Here is a 16,643-nt window from a genome sequence, read left to right on the forward strand (position 1 = left end):
CAGCCCACCGCTTTAGCGGTGGCTGATAGTTTTTCCTGTTGACCCTACTGTATACCTATCACCTAACCCGCTCCGTATCAACCATGTCCACTGTCTCCAAACGTCAATTTCTGAAGTCACTCGCCAGAACAGCCGCTTTATCAACCTGGGCGGGCTTGGATGAAACGCTGGCGAAGGTGGCGAACGTGCCATCGGCAACCCTGGCCCGGAAGGAGGATTTCTGGGTTGATATTCGGGCGGCTTACCCCGTTACGAAGGACTTTATCCAGCTCGAAAACGGGTACTATTCGCTGGCGGCACAGCCCGTGATGGACAGTTACCTAAAACACATTCAGCGGATAAATTCGGTATCGTCCTATTACATGCGGACGCGCCAGTTCGATGATAAACGGGAATCCCAAACGCAACTGGCCAGGCTGCTGGGCTGTTCGCCCGACGAGCTGATTATTACCCGAAACACCACCGAATCGCTGGATACCGTTATTGGGGGACTGACCTGGAAAGCGGGCGACGAGGCCATTATGGCGCAGCAGGATTATGGGGCCATGCAGGATATGTTCAAGCTTCAGGCCCGGCGGCACGGGATTGTGAACCGGACGCTTTCGTTGCCTAATCACCCAAAATCTGACGAAGAGCTGGTCAGCCTGTACGAAAAAGCCATTACCCCCAAAACCCGGCTCCTGATGGTTTGCCATATGGTCAATATCACCGGTCAGATATTGCCCATTCGCCAGATCACGGAGATGGTGCATAAGCACGGCGTTGAGGTGCTGGTCGATGGAGCGCACGCCTTTGCCCAGTTGAACTTTAAGCTAGCCGATCTCGGTGACTGCGATTACTACGCCAGCAGTTTACACAAATGGCTCGGTACGCCATTGGGTGCGGGTATGCTGTATGTTCGCAAAGATAAAGTTGCCGGTATCTGGCCCATGTTTGCCGACAGCAGCGTTCCCGACAACGACATCCGCAAACTGAATCATACCGGAACGCACCCGGTCGCTACCGATCTTGCCATTCAGGACGCCATTAAATTCCACGAACGCATTGGCATCGAACGCAAGGAAGCCCGACTGCGGTATCTGCAACGCTACTGGACCGATCAGGTACGCCACAACCCGAAAATCATCCTCAACACGCCCGAAGCACCAGCCCGTTCCTGCGCAATCGCCAACGTAGGTATTGCTGGAAAAACGCCCGCCGAACTGGCGAAAGTATTGCTCGACAAATACAGGATATTTACCGTCGCCATCGACTCGCCCCCGGTGCAGGGCGTGCGCGTAACGCCCCACGTATACACTACCACCGCTGAGTTAGACGCTTTTGTGAAAGCGTTGAACGAACTGGCAATATAACGTACCCACGGGCTTCAGCCCATGACCTTTTATAATCCTTAGCTCGTAATGTAGTTAACCATGTTTAGCAATACACGGACTAAAGCCGAACGCGGCCCGATCCGTGGGTACATTCAATTAATCACCCCATGAACCGAATTCTCTTTTTCCTTTTCGCCCTCTCATCGCTTATGAGTGTGGCCCAGACGCCCGTAAAAAAACGGCCGATCAACTCAAAAGATATTTATCGACTCCAAAGCCTGAGCGACCCCCAGATTTCGCCCGATGGCAAATGGGTGGCGTATGGCCTGTCGACCGTTGACACGACCAAAGACAAACGAAACTCCGACCTGTGGATGGTGAGCTGGGACGGCAAAGAATCCGTTCAACTCACCAACACCCCCGAGGGCGAGTCGAGAGCGCGGTTCAGCCCCGACGGCAAATACCTTTCGTTCGTATCTGCCCGGCAAGGTGCTACCAAAGGGCAAATATGGCTGATGGACCGCCGGGGTGGCGAAGCGAAGAAACTGACCGATCTTAAAACCGATCTGGAAGACTACGTCTGGTCGCCGGATGGGAAGAAGATTGCGATGGTACTTCGTGACCCCGACTATGCCGATTCGGCCAAAACCAAAGTCCGCAAGCCGTATGTGCTGGATCGCTACCACTTCAAGGCCGACGTGAAAGGCTATCTGGAAAAAGGCTCCGTTCACCTCTATATCTACGATGTAACGTCGAAGAAACTGGATACGCTGACAACGGGCAACTACGACGAAACATCGCCCACTTGGTCGCCGGATGGGTCGCAGCTGGCGTTTGTCAGTAACCGGACCGAAGACCCCGACCGGAATCAGAACACGGATATTTACGTCATCGACGCAAAAAAAGGGGCTGCCATGAAGCAGTTGACCACCTGGCCCGGCTCCGACAACAATCCCGAATGGAGCCCCGACGGCAAGCGTATTGCCTACACCCGCTCCACGGCATCGGGCAACTTCCTGATGTACGACCAGCCTGTTCTTGCCGTGATCAGCCGCGATGGTGGTGAGCCGACCCTCCTCTCGAAAGCACTGGACCGACCCGTTCGTAATCCACGCTGGGCGAAAGACGGACAGACCATTGGTGTACTGGTGCAGGACGACCGACAAACCTACGTAGGCCAGTATACGCTGGATGGCAAGTTTACCAAAGTTATCACCGGCAACCGGGTATTTACGGAGTTGGAGCCCGTGGCAAGTGGCAGTTGGCTCACCCTAATGAGCGATCCGCAAACGCCTGGCGAGTTATACGCCGTTGAATCGGGCGCACCACGTCGGCTTACCCATGCGCACGATGCCTTTCTGGCCCCGCTTGAACTGGCCACGGTAGAAGGATTCACGTCGAAGAGCAAAGACGGGGCGCAGGTCTCCAATGTACTGTACAAGCCTGCCAACGCACCCGCCAACAAGAAAATGCCTACCATTTTCTTTATTCATGGCGGACCCGTCTCGCAGGATGAGTTCAACTTCGACCTGACCCGGCAACTGCTGGCGGCTGGCGGCTATGCCGTAGTGGCGGTCAACTACCGGGGCAGCAATGGCCGGGGCCTCGATTATACCAAAGCCATTTATGCCGACTGGGGCAACAAAGAAGTGCTGGATATTCTGGGCGCTACTGATTATGTGGTTGAGAAAGGCATTGCTGACCCCGAACGGCTGGGCATTGGCGGCTGGAGTTACGGCGGCATCCTGACCAACTACACCATCGCCACCGACACCCGGTTTAAGGCCGCAGCCAGCGGAGCCGGTAGCTCCCTGCAACTGTCCATGTACGGCATCGACCAGTACACCAACCAGTACGAAACAGAACTGGGTGCGCCTTGGAAAAACACCGACAAATGGCTGAAATTATCGTACCCGTTCTTAAAAGCCGACCGCATCAAAACCCCAACGCTATTTATGGCAGGCGAAAAGGACTTTAACGTACCGACGGCAGGCAGCGAGCAGATGTTTCAGGCCCTCCGGTCGTTGGGAATCCCTACTCAGTTGATTATCTATCCGGGCCAGTTTCACGGCATCTCCGTTCCCAGTTACCAGAAAGATCGGATTGACCGGTACCTGCAATGGTTCGACAAGTACCTGAAGCCAAAAACAATGTAAGTGTTCATTGCATCAATAAGTGTGTTTTTAGCGTATTGAGGGTAGTGCTCTATTATTATTTTTTGTAGCTTACCATCACTTGTCCCTGTTTCGTTTTGACTTTACTGAAAATCAATTGTTTATGAAGCATTATGTATATGTGTTCTGCCTGGTTGTCTCATTCATAGGGCTGACTTCCTGTAATAAGAATAGTGATCCGGCACCACCACCAGCCGTGGTAGGGCGCTGGGAATTGAACCGGGGTTTGTTGAGCGGCTTTCCTGCCTCAGCAAACATAAACGGAGCGGCCCTGGACTTATATTATTTTGAGTCATTCGGGTCTACCATCGATGTTTATTCAGATAACACCTTTAACGAAAACTATAAAAGTGTAACGGTTGATGATGCCAGTGGAACCTGGGAATTCACCGACAACACACTCACCCTGAAATACGACGCGGGTAGTCAGGAAACATACACGTATTCTAAAACCAAGAATATTGAGGAGCTGGCCGCATCAGCTCCCGTTAGCTATACTCTTCCCGTATCGTCGACGGCTACAGCTGTTGGTCAAGTTCAGTTGATTTACAGAAAGTAAGACGTTCTCTACATACTCATTCATTCTTTATAAAAAGGACAGTGTCGACACACTGTCCTTTTTCTGTGCTGTTACGAGACTGATATATACGAAGCCGATGCACCTCTTGTAGACTGGGGCGGCAAAATGAAGTTTAGCCGAATAAGCGTTAAATATTCTAACAAACCTACCCAAGGTCATTTATAATTCTGACTAATGCGCAATCAGCAAAATATTTTAAATGGTATTCGCTATTAAAACTAGCTTTTTATTGGCATTAATTCGTACTTTCACAAAACCCTATCTACTAAAGAGTTAGATTTTGTTTTACTTTTATTTTATCCCTGATAAGTACAAAAACCTACAAATATGTCATCACAACTATCTCGTCGGGACTGGCTTCGCGCCAGCGGCCTTCTCACTGCTGGTCTTGGTTTGAGCCGGTTTACACCATCTACCGCTGGCAGTCCTAACGCCCCTTTAGCTTCCGGATTTACAAATGAGTTTGCCTTTACCGACGACCCATTTGAGAAAATGTCCAAACTGAAGGTTCGGTTACTTGCCAATGAAAATCCGCTGGGAATCTCGCAGAGTGCGAAAGATGCCATCATGAAAGCGGCCGAAATTGGCAATCGTTACGCCTGGATGGAGTTTGGTCCGATGAAGAAGTTGATCAGTGACAATGAAGGTGTAAAACCTCAAAATATTCTGATGTCGCCGGGTTCGTCGGACATCCTACTGGCTGCCGCCGAACACTTCGCCAAAGGAGGAGGCACGATCCTTACCTGCCGCCCTACCTACGACGACCTGCTGGATAAAACCACCAAATTCGGCGCCACCATCAAGCCCATCCCCTTAACGAAGGATTTCAAGTTTGATCTGCCCGCGCTGAAAGCCGCCCTTACGCCCGACGTAAAGCTGGTGTACATCGTGAACCCCAATAACCCAACGGGTACAATCCTGTCGCCTGCCGAACTTGAAGCGTTCTGTCGCGAAGTGGCGCCCAAAGTGCCCGTCTTCCTCGACGAAGCCTACATTGACTTTTTATCGCCTACCGACCGGCCCATGCTCGGCAAACTGGTGGCCGAAGGGCTGAATATTATCCAGGCCCGTACTTTCTCCAAGATTCACGGCTTTGCCGGACTGCGTTTAGGCTACGCCATGGCCCAGCCCGAAATGCTGAAAACGTTGCATCAGTACATCGGTGCCGAAGGTAACGTCAGCATTACGACCCTGATGGCCGGTATCGCCAGCTATAAAGATGTAGCCTGGCAGGACCATTGCCGGACCGAAAACGCCAAAGCTCGCGATTACACCACCAAAGCCCTGACCAACATGGGCTATGAGGTCATTCCATCGTATACGAATTTCATTCTCTTCCCAATTCGAATGAAAACGGGAGCCTTCAGCAATCAGATGTTTGCACAGGGCATCGGTATTCAAACCCGCGACTTCAACGGCCAGCCGTATTGCCGCGTTAGTGTGGGGACCATGGACGAAATGGCCATGTTCATTGATGGATTTAAAAAGGTAGTTGGCTAAAAAAGGAGGTAGGAGATAGGATCGAGGAGGTAGGAGTTTTGCTGAGGCAGGTTCTTATTCTCGCTCCTAACTCCTCGCTCCTATTACTGAAAAGGAATGACACGAAGAGACTTTATTAATTCAACGAGTGCCAGTTATGCCAGTTTGCTGGCCTGGGGAATGTTGCATCCTGCACCGGCATCGGCTCTCGACTTACCTGCCAACGGGAAAGGGCGTGACGGAAAAGGACGTAAAGTGATTGTGTTAGGGGCCGGTTTGGCCGGTATGACCACTGCCTATGAACTGGGTAAACTAGGCTACGACTGTACCGTACTGGAAGCCCGGTCCCGCTCCGGCGGGCGCGTCTGGACGGTTCGGGGTGGTACAAAAGAAACCGAACTGGCAGGAGGAACCCCGCAAACCTGTTCGTTCGAAAACGGTCTTTATTTCAACGGTGGAGCCGCCCGTATTCCGCACCACCACCAGATTACCCTGCAATACTGCCGTGAGCTGGGTGTACCCCTCGAAATCTTTAACGGTGCCAACGAATCCGCTTACCTCTACAATGAGGGCGGTACCGGCGATTTAGCCAACCGGCGCATGCGCATCAGCGACTATCATTTCGACATGCGCGGGTACACGTCCGAACTGCTGGCAAAAGCCCTCGATCAATCGTCGCTCGATCAGCAACTCACGAAAGAGGATGTTGAGAAGCTCATTGATTTCCTGAAAAATGAAGGTGACCTGAACACGGCTCATCTCTACAAAGGCACCAACCGACGGGGTTATAAAGCCAAGAGCGATCCTGGTGCGGGCCAGACACCCGGCACCCAGACCGACCCTTACGGCCTGACGGATTTACTTCGCTCGGGGTTCATGCAGCCCGTTTTCTATAACGTGGGTGATTACGCCTACGAACAGCAGGCGACGCTCTTGCAGCCCGTTGGCGGTATGGATGCCATTCCCAAAGCACTGGAGAAAAAGCTGACCGGAAAAATCCTCTTCAATGCACCGGTCAGTGAGTTGCGAAAAACCGAAAACGGCGTTCGGGTGGTGTACCAGAAAGATGGCAAGCCGGTTGAGATTACCGGCGAGTTCTGCGTTTGTACGCTGCCCTTGCCCATGCTTAAAAACCTCGAATCTGACCTCTCCGGCACGGTAAAACGGGCGGCCGACTTTGTCCCTTACATGAAAACCGGCAAAATCGGGCTTCAGTTTAAGCGTCGTTTCTGGGAAGAGGATGACGGTATTTATGGCGGCATTTCGCGTACCAACATGGATATCAACCAGATCTGGTACCCATCTTTCGGCTTGCAGGGTAAGAAAGGTGTGTTGATTGGCTATTACAACTTTTACAGCCGGGCCGAAGCCATTGGTGCCTTACCCGTTGCCGAACGCGAGAAGATGGCACTGGCTCAGGGGGGTAAAATTCACCCACAATACCCATCCGAATTTGAAAATTCATTCTCGCTGGCCTGGCACCGCCTACCGTACAGTGGTGGTGGCTGGGCTACGTACGACGATGCCACCCGTAAAAAATATTACGCAACCCTGCTCGAACCGGATGGCAACATTTATTTCGCGGGCGAACACACCACCTACTTAACCGCCTGGATGGCTGGGGCCTTTACATCGGCCCGCCGAACGGTCGAGGCACTTCACGCCCGAGTGGGTGAATACACAAAGAAATAAATAGTCTGGGCCAAGCTCCAGCTTGGCCGTATAATTATTGACGGGCCAAGCTGGAGCTTGGCCCAGACGACAATCATGAAAAACAACCTGCTCTCTATTATGATTTTCCTGTGTTGCGCTCTGGCAACGCAGCTACTCAGTCAGCGTGTATCGGCGCAAACGGCTACGGCCAGTGCCAGCATGACCGTTGAGCAACTGAAAGCGATCAAAGCCATTAAAGTAGCCAACCTTGACAAAGACACCTATTTCAAATCGGGCGGCTTTATCCTGGACCGCTACGAAGAGCGCCCTGCCTATGTGTTTACCTACAGTGATGGCATCACGCGCAAGATTTACCTGTACAAAGTGTTCACGGTGGAGGATACCAAGGAGCTTGGCTTACTGGCCATTTACCAGAACACAAAAACCAACGAGGTGAAACCCTTCGTGATTCCCGGTGCCACGGGCGACCGGAAAGCGTGGGATGCGTACATCGACGACCTGAAATACGTTGGTGAGAAAGAACCCGGCCTGATGTCGACGCTAACGTTCGTGCTGTCGCGCGAGATGGCGAATCTGCTATCGGGTGGGGCGGGCAAAACCGAAGAAGGTGGCAAGAAAAAGGAAGAATATAACTTTTGCTTCGCTGCCGATGCGCCTGTTACACTAGCCGATGGCTCGTCAAAAGCGATCAGCGACGTAAAAACGGGCGATGTCGTACTAGGTTACGATGCCAAAACAAAAACCCTGACGCCAACCCACGTCACGAAGATAGACATTCATAAAAATGCCGATTACAAGCTGACTGGTGTGTGGCTGGCGTCGATCAATGAACTCACTGCCGACACCCGTAGCACACTCGGTGCCCCTACGTTACTGGAAGCGACGGCCAATCACCCTGTTTTAACCGCTACTGGCCGCAAAGCATTGGGCGAAGTAAAAGCAGGCGAGGTCCTGTATCGGTATGAAGCAGCCACCAATCGTGTTATTGGTTACAAAGTCGTTCAGACAGAATCGGCCATCCGGTCGGTGAGGGCCGTGTACAATCTGGCTACCGAAACCGGTGCTTATCTAATTGGTGAGACCGTAGTGTTGGACAAATAACCCTTCCTACAAACATTCTTTTTAAAAGCCCGCTCTGTAAGTCAGCGGGCTTTTTATTTGTAAGCAGCTCTATCAACTAGAAAAATGGAGAGTAATCCTGAATAAATTTGGCACAAAGACCATATATGGATTGGGAAGAAAGACTTTACCTGTAAATTTTTAGTACTTTATTTACGATTTTGTATACTAATACATATATTGGCACTAAATGAGAAATACCTGTTCTTTTGGTCATCGTTCATAGTAAACCTATTCATGTATCTTGTGAAAAAACCATCCCACGCCACACCTCAGCCCAAGCGGGCTTATCAATCGCCCAAACTCAAGACGCTGGGCAATGTCAAATTCCTCACACTCAAAACCGGCTCATCCGTCGATGGATTCGGCACCTTTGGCTGATTCCTTTACAACCGAGCTAAGAAGGTTGAGTACTTACAGGGTAATTGCTACGGCAACAAATGTCAGCGTGAAAGTCGTGCCTTTACCAGCTTCGCTTACTGCCTGTAAGGCCCCCTGATTAACATCGACCAGCTCATTAACCAGCACAAGCCCCGGCCCTGTACCTTGCTCGCGGCCCGTTCCCAAACGCGATGTTTGCTTGTCCAGGCGAAATAGATCCGCTACTAGTTGGGGTTCCATGCCAATACCGGTGTCCCGAATAATGAGTTGGCCGAAGCCATTATCTTCCTGGAAGTTTACCAATACGCTGCCCCCCGCATGGGTAAACTTCAGAGCATTTTGCAACAAGTTCCGACAAATAACGGAGAGGTGGTTTTTGTCGGCCTTCAGGCTGGCATCTACCGCACCGGCGACCGCAAGTCGTGCGACAAAATAGCGAACAGTTTATTTTTAGTCGCATTGAGTTGTACGGCCGATAGCAGCCGTAGCGCGGGCCAGTTGCTGCCGTAACGCAGAGGAACACATCACCTTTGAGCTGCTCTTCCATTTTGCTGATCGAGAGCATGGGCAGATATGACTTCTCTTTGGTAATGATCTGTAAAAAATGCTCCTGGGCCTTCATATAGAGCACATCATGGTAGCCAATCTGAACGTAGTTGTTGTTTTCCCGGATAAAAAAAACGGCGCTAACGCAATCGTTTCGGGAGCCAGAGTAAGTCGTTTTTTTACTTTCTCAATACTGAGCATAAACCGCTCAGGGTCCAGGGTTTCAACAGGAAATCAACCGGCGATACGTCATAACAGCCGAGGGCATATTCGGCGTGTGATGTCACAAAGATGACCAACGGACCATTCTGTAGACTCCGAGCCATGCTTATCGGGCATTTCAATATCGCAGACCAGCAGGTCTATGTCATGCACTTTCATTTTGGCATACGCATCCATGGCCGAATCGCAGGTATCGACTAATTCCAGGAGTGGATGCATGTCAACAAATTTGCCAATGGTCTTCCGCCAACTGGCATTATTATCGACAACTAGGGTATATATCTTCATAGAAGAAAATGTATATAAATGGTAGGTTAATAGATTTTATATAGTTGGGATACTGATGATACGCTTCTGGATACGCGACCGAAAAGCGAAATAATCTATTTAATACTAGCTCATTGCCCCATTCAACTTTTGCCGTATTTTTGCCAGACCGAAAACCGTATGCATGCATACTAATTTTTCAACCAGAATATGGCAGAAGCCTTCATTTATGATGCCGTTCGCACACCCAGGGGCCGGGGCAAGAGCGACGGTTCGCTGCATGATGTACAGCCCATCCAACTCCTCACCAGCGTTCTGCGCGAACTCCGCGACCGCAACCAACTCGACACCTCGCTCGTGGATGACGTGATCATGGGTTGTGTAACGCCCATTGGCGAGCAAGGAGCCGACATTGCCCGAACGGCCGCGCTCGAAGCCGGTTACGACGAATCGGTAGCCGGGGTGCAGCTCAACCGATTTTGCTCATCGGGGCTGGAAGCCATCAATATGGCTGCGGCCTATGTCATGTCGGGGCAAGTGGATGCGATTGTGGCCGGTGGTGTTGAGTCGATGTCGCGGGTGCCGATGGGCTCCGATGGGGGCGCTATCTTCATGAATCCGCAGATTGTGGCTCGTCATAACATCGTCCCGCAAGGCATTTCGGCCGATTTAATTGCTACAAAATACGGCTACTCCCGCTCAGATGTCGACACGTTCGCGGCTGAGTCGTACCGTCGGGCGGTAGACGCGCAGGCGGATAATCGCTTTCATAAAACCCTCGTTCCCCTCAAAGATGAGATCGGCATGACGCTGTTAGACCGCGACGAGGGTGTCCGTCCCGGCACTACAGTGGAAAGCCTGGGCAAACTCAAACCCGCTTTCGAGGCTATGGGCAAAATGGGCTTAGATGCACTTGCGCTGCTCAAATACGCCCAGTATGATAAAATCAACCACGTTCACCACGCAGGTAATTCCTCACAGATTGTTGATGGAGCTGCCGGGGTGTTGATTGGTAGCCAGGAATTCGGGGAGAAAACAGGCTTGAAAGCCCGCGCTCGAATCAAAGCCTTTGCCATTGTGGGTTCTGAACCAACGATCATGCTGACGGGACCGGTTCCTGCCACGCGCAAAGTGCTCAAACGGGCAGGTATGAACATCAGTGATATTGATCTGTTTGAAGTAAACGAAGCCTTTGCCGCCGTGCCGCTACTCTTCATGGAAGAGTTTGGCGTGGATCACAGCAAGCTGAATGTAAATGGAGGAGCCATTGCGCTGGGCCATCCGCTGGGCGCAACGGGAGCCATTATCTCGGCGACACTGATCGATGAACTGGAACGTTCGGGGAAGCAGTTTGGCCTGTCGACGTTGTGTATTGGGGGCGGCATGGGCATTGCCACCATTTTTGAACGGATTAATTAGGAAGCAATATCACTGACCGAGCGGATAAGCTGAATGCCTTCGCCTAAACAAGCGGGCGCAAAGTCAGCATCGTAACTGGCGATTTTCTCAATTCCATTGAGTTTACAGGTAGCGAGAATGAGAGCGTCGTTCGGAAGCAGATTGTACTGTTCCATATAATGCAGGTAAAGAGGAATGACGCCTGGACCCGGTTCAAGAAAGATCATTTTGCTCAAAAATTCGACCGGATTGTGCTACTCAATGATGGCAGGAATTGTTTTATCCCGCTTTAGTGTCAGTGGAGCTTTACCACCTTCAATGATAAGTAAGTAAAATGTGTATTCGCTTAGAACAATCTGGCTAATACAGATTTCATATTTATCGTTCAGAACTAAATAATCAAATAAATCGGTCCGATTTCCTTTAGTGCTTTCAACCAGAATAGAACTGTCCAAGAAGATTCTACTGCTCATAAACATTATAATCCTCTTCCGAAAAGTCAATTTTAACCCGATTGAGCTTCGCAAAGAATGCTTGAGAAGCCTCCGCTAGTGTTGTTGTTTCCTCAGGTTGCGATTCTTCTTTAGCTGGCCTGAATTCGACAATAATAGGCTCGTCGCGCATTTCGTCTGGCACCTTAAAGGTAATCTGGCCGTTCTGCGGCTTTTGAATCAGTCTGATAGCGCCCATGTCATCTTTGTTTTTGGTAAAAATACAACAAACTTTTCAAGCATGATCACCTACACCGTTGACCAACATATAGCCATCATTTCGTGGGCGATGACCACCTCGCCCATGAACGTCCTCAACGACGAATCGATTCCGGCATTTGACGCGGCTCTGCAACGCGCCTTTGCCGATGAATCCGTTAAGGGCCTGATTATAACGTCCGAAAAGCCCGAATTTGTGGCCGGTGCCGATCTGAAAATGATTCTTCGCGCCAACGATAGCCCCCCCGCCGAGATGCTGAAGGTTTCGACTGAACTGAACCGGGTGTTCCGTAGTATCGAGACATCGGGCAAGCCAACCGTTGCCGCCATTAACGGCACCGCACTGGGTGGCGGCTACGAAATCTGCCTGGCCTGCCACTACCGCATAGCCCTGAATAATCCAAAGACCCAGATTGGTCTGGTCGAAGTGACCATTGGCCTGCTACCGGGTGCCGGTGGTACCCAGCGGCTCCCCCGTATGCTTGGCATCCAGGCCGCTTTGCCGCTTATTCTGGAAGGCAAAAAAGTGGGTGTTCAGGAAGCCAAGAACCTCGGCATGATCGACGACATCGCCGACAGCCCCGACGAGATGATGGCCAAAGCCCGCGCCTGGATAGAAGCAAACGGAACGTCCGCCGGGTCAAAGCCTCTGAAACCCTGGGACGAGATTGATCGGAAAACGGGAAAGATTGTTGGTAAGGACAATTTCAAGGTTCCCGGCGGCAACATTCAGAGTCCGGTAGGTGCCCAGACCTTTGCCGCTGGCACGGCCATGCTCATGGATAAAACCAAAGGCAACTACCCCGCCCCGCTCGAAATAATGGCGTGTGTCTACGAAGGCTTACAGGTTAACATCGACCGGGCACTGATGATCGAAGCCCGGCATTTTGTGAAGGTGGCAACCTCAAAAGTGGCGAAGAGCCTTATCCAGACAATGTTTCTGGGCATGAACGAAGCCAATAAAGGAGCCAGCCGCCCCAAAGACCAACAGAAGACGGATGTTAAAAAGCTTGGCATTCTGGGCGCGGGCATGATGGGCGCGGGCATTGCTTATGTGTCGGCTCAGGCCGGGATTGAAGTTGTCCTGAAAGACGTATCAGTCGAGGCAGCCGAAAAAGGAAAAGACTATTCACGGAACCTGCTTCAGAAAGGCGTCGAACGTGGTAAAGTTGACCCAACCAAAGTAGATGGCATTCTGAACCTGATTAAACCCACCGCCGATTTGCAGGATTTGCAGGGCTGCGACCTTATTATTGAAGCGGTCTTTGAGAACCGCGAGTTAAAAGCACAGGTAACGAAAGAAGCCGAACCCACGCTGGCCGAAAACGGGTTGGGTGTATTTGGCTCCAACACCTCCACCCTACCCATCAGCGGACTGGCGCAGGCATCGGCAAAACCCGAGAATTTCATCGGCATTCACTTCTTCTCGCCCGTCGACAAGATGATGCTCGTGGAGATCATTGTGGGTAAAGAAACGTCGGATTATGCGCTGGCCGTTGCGATGGATTTTACCCGAAAAATCCGCAAAACACCCATTGTCGTCAATGACGCACGTGGGTTCTACACATCGCGGTGTTTTGGCACTTATTCGGCGGAGGGGATGGAGCTGCTTAAAGAGGGCGTTAACCCGATTCTGATCGAGAATGCCGGAAAAGATGCCGGGATGCCCGTTGGTCCGCTGGCCGTAACGGACGAAGTAGCACTGGATCTGGTCTATAAAATTGCCGGACAGGGCATCAAAGACGGAGCCGTTCGCGAAGACGATACCAGTTATCAGGTGGCGAAGCAGTTCGTTGAGCTGGGCCGAACGGGTAAGAAGGCCAAAGCCGGGTTTTACGATTACGCGGACGACCGAAGCAAGAAACTATGGCCGGGTTTGCAGGACCTGTTTCCACAAGCTGGACAACAGCCTACGGTAGAGGAGGTAAAAACGCGTTTGCTTTACCGGCAGGCCATCGAAGCCGTCCGCTGCTTCGAAGAAAACGTAGTCCGCACCAAGCTCGATGCTGACCTCGGCTCTATTCTGGCCTGGGGCTTTCCTGCCTATACCGGTGGAGCCGTCTCATTCGTGGATTTCGTTGGCGTCGACACCTTCGTTCAAACACTGGATCGCCTGGCGGACCAGTACGGCGAACGCTTCCGCCCAACAGAGTCCCTGCGGGAGCGGGCCGGAAAGCAGGAACTGGCTAGCTAACGACCTGGCGCGAGTCTGTATTCGTAACGGTTTGTGTAGTCAGTATTTACTGACGCAAGCAAACACAAATAACTCACAACTAGCGCTGAAGGGCGGTGCTTTTAAACGCTATATCATAAAGATATGGCGTTTAAAAGCACCGCCCTTCAGCGCTTACAACAATCGAAAACTCATTCGGTGGTATTTGGTTGGGCCAAACTGCCGGATGGGCGTGGGATAGCCCACATTCTGCGCCCAGCCATACGAATTACAGCAATTAAGGTATTTCAGAGAGCAAGTTGTTCAAGGTTTCATCGCTAATGTCGGTCTGCTCAGACTTGTCATAAATTGATACAAGATACACAATCTCATCAACCACCCGAACGCAGGTAACTACGCGTGCCCCTCCTCGCTTCCCTTTTCCTTTTGAGCGAATACCCATCCTGATTTTGTAAAATCCATGCTGCATGGCAACACCTCGAAAAGGGTTTTCTGTGAGGTCATCGATAAGTTGTCCCAACTCAAGCTTGAGGGACTTATACTTTTTTGTGAGTCGTCGCGCTTCGCGCTCAAAATTAGTTATCGTTTCGACCCTATAGCTCATAGGTCGTTAAGGAAATCGCGTGCGGGTCTTGATTTCGCCTTACCCTGCTCAACCGCTCTTAACTCCTCTACTCCTTGCCGAATGTTCGCCAAAACGGCATCATCCGAATCCTCTTCATTCTTGATACGAACAAACGGTAGATGGTAAATCAGGTCTTTGAAGAAACTGACTTCTTTATCATCTATTTCAAGTGTCAAAACAGCCATAATTGTAGAATTCGTAACTAAGTTAAAGATAATGGATTTACCCCATAACTAGTTTGGCCAAAAATCATTTTAGTTGTTCAAACTAAGGATGACGTTGCCTACAACAATCGAAAACTCATTCGGTGGTATTTGGTTGGGCCAAACTGCCGGATAGCAGCTCGGTGAATGGGCGTGGGATAGCCTACATTCTGCGCCCAGCCATAGGCCGGAAACTCCAGCCCGAGTTGAGCCATCAGGTCGTCGCGGTAGGTTTTGGCCAGCACCGACGCGGCTGCAATAGATAAGTAATGGGCGTCGCCTTTGATGATGCAGGTATGGGGAGTCATTGGGTACGGCACAAAGCGATTCCCATCAACCAGCAAATGCTCTGGCTTGACGGCCAGCGCATCGACGGCCCGGTGCATGGCCAGAAAACTCGCTTTCAGAATGTTGATCCGGTCAATATCCTCGTGCGATACCTCGGCCACCGCCCAGGCAATGGCATCGCGCTCAATGTCTTTTTTCAGGATTTCCCGCTGCCGGTGCGATAGCTGTTTGGAGTCATTCAGGATGGGATGCGTGTAGTTTTTCGGCAAAATAACCGCAGCCGCCACCACCGGCCCGGCCAGACATCCCCGCCCAACTTCGTCCAGTCCGGCTTCAAGGACATCCGCATTGTAATACGATTTTAGCATAGGTGTCGTAGGTGTCTGGTTTACGATGGATGAGTTACCACAACCCGTCAATCCTCCAGCACGTTACCAAAAATTGTGTTTTTCAACAACAGAGTCACCAGTAGGAAAGCGATACCCCAATACATGTAAATGCGGTAGTAATCCTGAATATCTTCATACACCCGAACGCGAACGGGGGCTTTTTCGAGCTGACTGATCTGCGCAAAAACGGTCTTAAGCCGTCCGCTGTCTACCGCCCGAAAAAAGCTTCCCTTACCGATCGTAGCTATTTTCTTCAGCACGCCCTCATCGACGGTAGCCGCTTCCGATGCAGATACCACCGGCCGCCCAACGGCAATGGTATATACTTTAATATTGAATGCCTTCGCCAAACTTGCGGCCGTAATTGGGTCCAGATTACCTGCCGTATTATCGCCATCACTCAACAAAATAATTACTTTGCTGCGCTCCGGCTTCCACAGCTCAGTTTTTAGCTGAGTCGTATCGGCCGAGGACGTAGAGCGGTCGCGCATACGGTTTATGCAACGCGCCAGCGCATCGCCAATGGCCGTGCCCGAGGTACGGATCATGTGATCGTTCAGGTCGTTGAGGTATTGATTTAGCAGTTTATAATCTGTCGTGAGTGGACAAAGGGAAAAGGCTTCGCCGGCAAAAATAACCAGGCCAATCCGGTCGTTCTTACGGCCATTGACAAACGTCTGCGCTACCCGTCGGGCAGCAGCTAACCGGGTAGGGGAAATATCCGATTCGCTCATCGAAACCGATACATCCATCGCCAGCATGATGTCAATCCCTTCTGACTGCTCTTCGCGGAGCTCCCGGATAATCTGCGGGCGAGCCAGCGCAATGAGCAGGCAAGCCATCCCCAGAAACATACTCAATGGCAGCAGATACCGCCCCAGACTAAGCAAGGACTGAACCGTTTGTACACCCGTCCATGAATCGGATGAGATCTGCCCAATCGACATTTTCAGTTGTTGCCGGGACCTTCTGGACAAGTAATACCGTATAGCAATCAACAACAATACAACCGGAATCAGCCAGAGCGCCAGTGGGTGCGCCAGTTGAAACTGCTGCCATTGTGATGGGCTAAACCAATGAAGTGAGTACCAGGGTTTCATAT

The 16,643-nt window shown here is 51.2% G+C and carries 18 protein-coding genes and 2 pseudogenes; 10 read left to right on the top strand and 10 right to left on the bottom strand.

Going from position 1 to position 16,643, the window contains the following annotated elements:
* Positions 1-83: 83 nt before the first annotated feature.
* From CRO74_RS22535 to CRO74_RS32250, 7 genes are all read left to right on the top strand, one after another.
* Complete coding sequence (locus CRO74_RS22535) at positions 84-1,352, top strand: aminotransferase class V-fold PLP-dependent enzyme (protein WP_097129160.1); 1,269 nt, start codon at positions 84-86, stop codon at positions 1,350-1,352.
* A gap of 128 nt (positions 1,353-1,480) precedes the next feature.
* A complete protein-coding gene (locus CRO74_RS22540; protein ID WP_245877955.1) occupies positions 1,481-3,469 on the top strand; it encodes a S9 family peptidase in 1,989 nt (662 codons plus the stop codon).
* Positions 3,470-3,590: 121 nt separating this feature from the next.
* A complete protein-coding gene (locus CRO74_RS22545) occupies positions 3,591-4,046 on the top strand; it encodes a hypothetical protein (RefSeq protein ID WP_097129162.1) in 456 nt (151 codons plus the stop codon).
* A gap of 348 nt (positions 4,047-4,394) precedes the next feature.
* The gene (locus CRO74_RS22550; RefSeq protein WP_097129163.1) at positions 4,395-5,567 is read left to right on the top strand and encodes a pyridoxal phosphate-dependent aminotransferase; all 1,173 of its coding nucleotides are present in this window, start codon (positions 4,395-4,397) and stop codon (positions 5,565-5,567) included.
* Positions 5,568-5,663: 96 nt separating this feature from the next.
* Complete coding sequence (locus tag CRO74_RS22555) at positions 5,664-7,238, top strand: flavin monoamine oxidase family protein (RefSeq protein ID WP_097129165.1); 1,575 nt, start codon at positions 5,664-5,666, stop codon at positions 7,236-7,238.
* Positions 7,239-7,313: 75 nt separating this feature from the next.
* Complete coding sequence (locus CRO74_RS22560) at positions 7,314-8,321, top strand: Hint domain-containing protein (protein ID WP_097129166.1); 1,008 nt, start codon at positions 7,314-7,316, stop codon at positions 8,319-8,321.
* Between the two features lie 264 nt (positions 8,322-8,585).
* Entirely contained in the window at positions 8,586-8,720 is a 135-nt protein-coding gene (locus tag CRO74_RS32250) for a hypothetical protein (protein WP_262508245.1), read from the top strand.
* A 33-nt stretch (positions 8,721-8,753) separates the two neighbouring features.
* On the opposite strand, the gene CRO74_RS22565 is transcribed toward CRO74_RS32250, so the two are convergent.
* Entirely contained in the window at positions 8,754-9,065 is a 312-nt protein-coding gene (locus tag CRO74_RS22565; protein WP_179830271.1) for a sensor histidine kinase, read from the bottom strand.
* On the opposite strand from CRO74_RS22565, the gene CRO74_RS31695 reads away from it, so the two are divergent.
* The gene (locus tag CRO74_RS31695) at positions 9,060-9,230 is read left to right on the top strand and encodes a hypothetical protein (RefSeq protein WP_179830266.1); all 171 of its coding nucleotides are present in this window, start codon (positions 9,060-9,062) and stop codon (positions 9,228-9,230) included. The two genes, CRO74_RS22565 and CRO74_RS31695, sit on opposite strands and share 6 nt — an antisense overlap.
* A 64-nt stretch (positions 9,231-9,294) precedes the next feature.
* Here the strand turns inward: CRO74_RS31695 and CRO74_RS32090 are convergent.
* Both CRO74_RS32090 and CRO74_RS32095 read right to left on the bottom strand, forming a co-directional pair.
* A pseudogene (locus tag CRO74_RS32090) lies at positions 9,295-9,342 on the bottom strand (hypothetical protein); the annotation flags it as partial.
* Positions 9,343-9,515: 173 nt separating this feature from the next.
* On the bottom strand, positions 9,516-9,776 hold the full coding sequence (locus CRO74_RS32095; protein ID WP_245877956.1) for a response regulator: 261 nt from the start codon (positions 9,774-9,776) through the stop codon (positions 9,516-9,518).
* Positions 9,777-9,965: 189 nt separating this feature from the next.
* Here CRO74_RS32095 and CRO74_RS22575 point away from each other — a divergent pair, with 189 nt between their 5' ends.
* Positions 9,966-11,174 carry an acetyl-CoA C-acetyltransferase gene (locus CRO74_RS22575; RefSeq protein ID WP_097129170.1) on the top strand — a complete coding sequence of 403 codons (1,209 nt, stop codon included), beginning with the start codon at positions 9,966-9,968 and terminating at the stop codon, positions 11,172-11,174.
* Here CRO74_RS22575 and CRO74_RS32100 read toward each other — a convergent pair.
* Both CRO74_RS32100 and CRO74_RS22585 read right to left on the bottom strand, forming a co-directional pair.
* A complete protein-coding gene (locus CRO74_RS32100; protein ID WP_262508243.1) occupies positions 11,171-11,380 on the bottom strand; it encodes a PIN domain-containing protein in 210 nt (69 codons plus the stop codon). The genes CRO74_RS22575 and CRO74_RS32100 overlap by 4 nt on opposite strands.
* 235 nt (positions 11,381-11,615) lie before the next feature.
* The gene (locus tag CRO74_RS22585) at positions 11,616-11,843 is read right to left on the bottom strand and encodes a hypothetical protein (RefSeq protein ID WP_097129171.1); all 228 of its coding nucleotides are present in this window, start codon (positions 11,841-11,843) and stop codon (positions 11,616-11,618) included.
* 42 nt (positions 11,844-11,885) lie between these two features.
* Between CRO74_RS22585 and CRO74_RS22590 the strand changes: the two genes are divergently transcribed.
* Entirely contained in the window at positions 11,886-14,057 is a 2,172-nt protein-coding gene (locus tag CRO74_RS22590) for a 3-hydroxyacyl-CoA dehydrogenase NAD-binding domain-containing protein (RefSeq protein ID WP_097129173.1), read from the top strand.
* A gap of 153 nt (positions 14,058-14,210) precedes the next feature.
* On the opposite strand, the pseudogene CRO74_RS32105 reads toward CRO74_RS22590, so the two are convergent.
* From CRO74_RS32105 to CRO74_RS22610, 5 genes and pseudogenes are all read right to left on the bottom strand, one after another.
* A pseudogene (locus tag CRO74_RS32105) lies at positions 14,211-14,303 on the bottom strand (ribonuclease HII); the annotation flags it as partial.
* 10 nt (positions 14,304-14,313) lie between these two features.
* Positions 14,314-14,640, bottom strand: a complete 327-nt coding sequence (locus CRO74_RS22595; RefSeq protein ID WP_097129174.1) for a type II toxin-antitoxin system RelE/ParE family toxin — start codon at positions 14,638-14,640, stop codon at positions 14,314-14,316.
* Positions 14,637-14,846, bottom strand: a complete 210-nt coding sequence (locus CRO74_RS22600) for a hypothetical protein (protein WP_097129176.1) — start codon at positions 14,844-14,846, stop codon at positions 14,637-14,639. The genes CRO74_RS22595 and CRO74_RS22600 overlap by 4 nt, the downstream gene beginning before the upstream one ends.
* A 98-nt stretch (positions 14,847-14,944) precedes the next feature.
* Entirely contained in the window at positions 14,945-15,520 is a 576-nt protein-coding gene (locus tag CRO74_RS22605) for a ribonuclease HII (protein ID WP_097129177.1), read from the bottom strand.
* 47 nt (positions 15,521-15,567) lie between these two features.
* Positions 15,568-16,641: a vWA domain-containing protein gene (locus CRO74_RS22610; protein WP_097129179.1), complete on the bottom strand. Its 1,074-nt coding sequence runs from the start codon at positions 16,639-16,641 to the stop codon at positions 15,568-15,570.
* Positions 16,642-16,643: the final 2 nt, after the last annotated feature.

Origin of the sequence: Spirosoma fluviale, assembly GCF_900230225.1 — a bacterium.
GTDB lineage: Bacteria > Bacteroidota > Bacteroidia > Cytophagales > Spirosomataceae > Spirosoma > Spirosoma fluviale.

Excerpts from the sequence above, each read along its gene's own strand:
- CRO74_RS22575 (WP_097129170.1), top strand. The coding sequence starts at position 9,966 with ATGGCAGAAGCCTTCATTTATGATGCCGTTCGCACACCCAGGGGCCGG.
- CRO74_RS22535 (WP_097129160.1), top strand. The coding sequence starts at position 84 with ATGTCCACTGTCTCCAAACGTCAATTTCTGAAGTCACTCGCCAGAACA.
- CRO74_RS22585 (WP_097129171.1), bottom strand. The coding sequence starts at position 11,843 with ATGGGCGCTATCAGACTGATTCAAAAGCCGCAGAACGGCCAGATTACC.
- CRO74_RS22590 (WP_097129173.1), top strand. The coding sequence starts at position 11,886 with ATGATCACCTACACCGTTGACCAACATATAGCCATCATTTCGTGGGCG.
- CRO74_RS22540 (WP_245877955.1), top strand. The coding sequence starts at position 1,481 with ATGAACCGAATTCTCTTTTTCCTTTTCGCCCTCTCATCGCTTATGAGT.
- CRO74_RS32095 (WP_245877956.1), bottom strand. The coding sequence starts at position 9,776 with ATGAAGATATATACCCTAGTTGTCGATAATAATGCCAGTTGGCGGAAG.
- CRO74_RS32100 (WP_262508243.1), bottom strand. The coding sequence starts at position 11,380 with ATGATCTTTCTTGAACCGGGTCCAGGCGTCATTCCTCTTTACCTGCAT.
- CRO74_RS22555 (WP_097129165.1), top strand. The coding sequence starts at position 5,664 with ATGACACGAAGAGACTTTATTAATTCAACGAGTGCCAGTTATGCCAGT.
- CRO74_RS22550 (WP_097129163.1), top strand. The coding sequence starts at position 4,395 with ATGTCATCACAACTATCTCGTCGGGACTGGCTTCGCGCCAGCGGCCTT.
- CRO74_RS22560 (WP_097129166.1), top strand. The coding sequence starts at position 7,314 with ATGAAAAACAACCTGCTCTCTATTATGATTTTCCTGTGTTGCGCTCTG.
- CRO74_RS22605 (WP_097129177.1), bottom strand. The coding sequence starts at position 15,520 with ATGCTAAAATCGTATTACAATGCGGATGTCCTTGAAGCCGGACTGGAC.
- CRO74_RS22545 (WP_097129162.1), top strand. The coding sequence starts at position 3,591 with ATGAAGCATTATGTATATGTGTTCTGCCTGGTTGTCTCATTCATAGGG.
- CRO74_RS22610 (WP_097129179.1), bottom strand. The coding sequence starts at position 16,641 with ATGAAACCCTGGTACTCACTTCATTGGTTTAGCCCATCACAATGGCAG.
- CRO74_RS22600 (WP_097129176.1), bottom strand. The coding sequence starts at position 14,846 with ATGGCTGTTTTGACACTTGAAATAGATGATAAAGAAGTCAGTTTCTTC.
- CRO74_RS22595 (WP_097129174.1), bottom strand. The coding sequence starts at position 14,640 with ATGAGCTATAGGGTCGAAACGATAACTAATTTTGAGCGCGAAGCGCGA.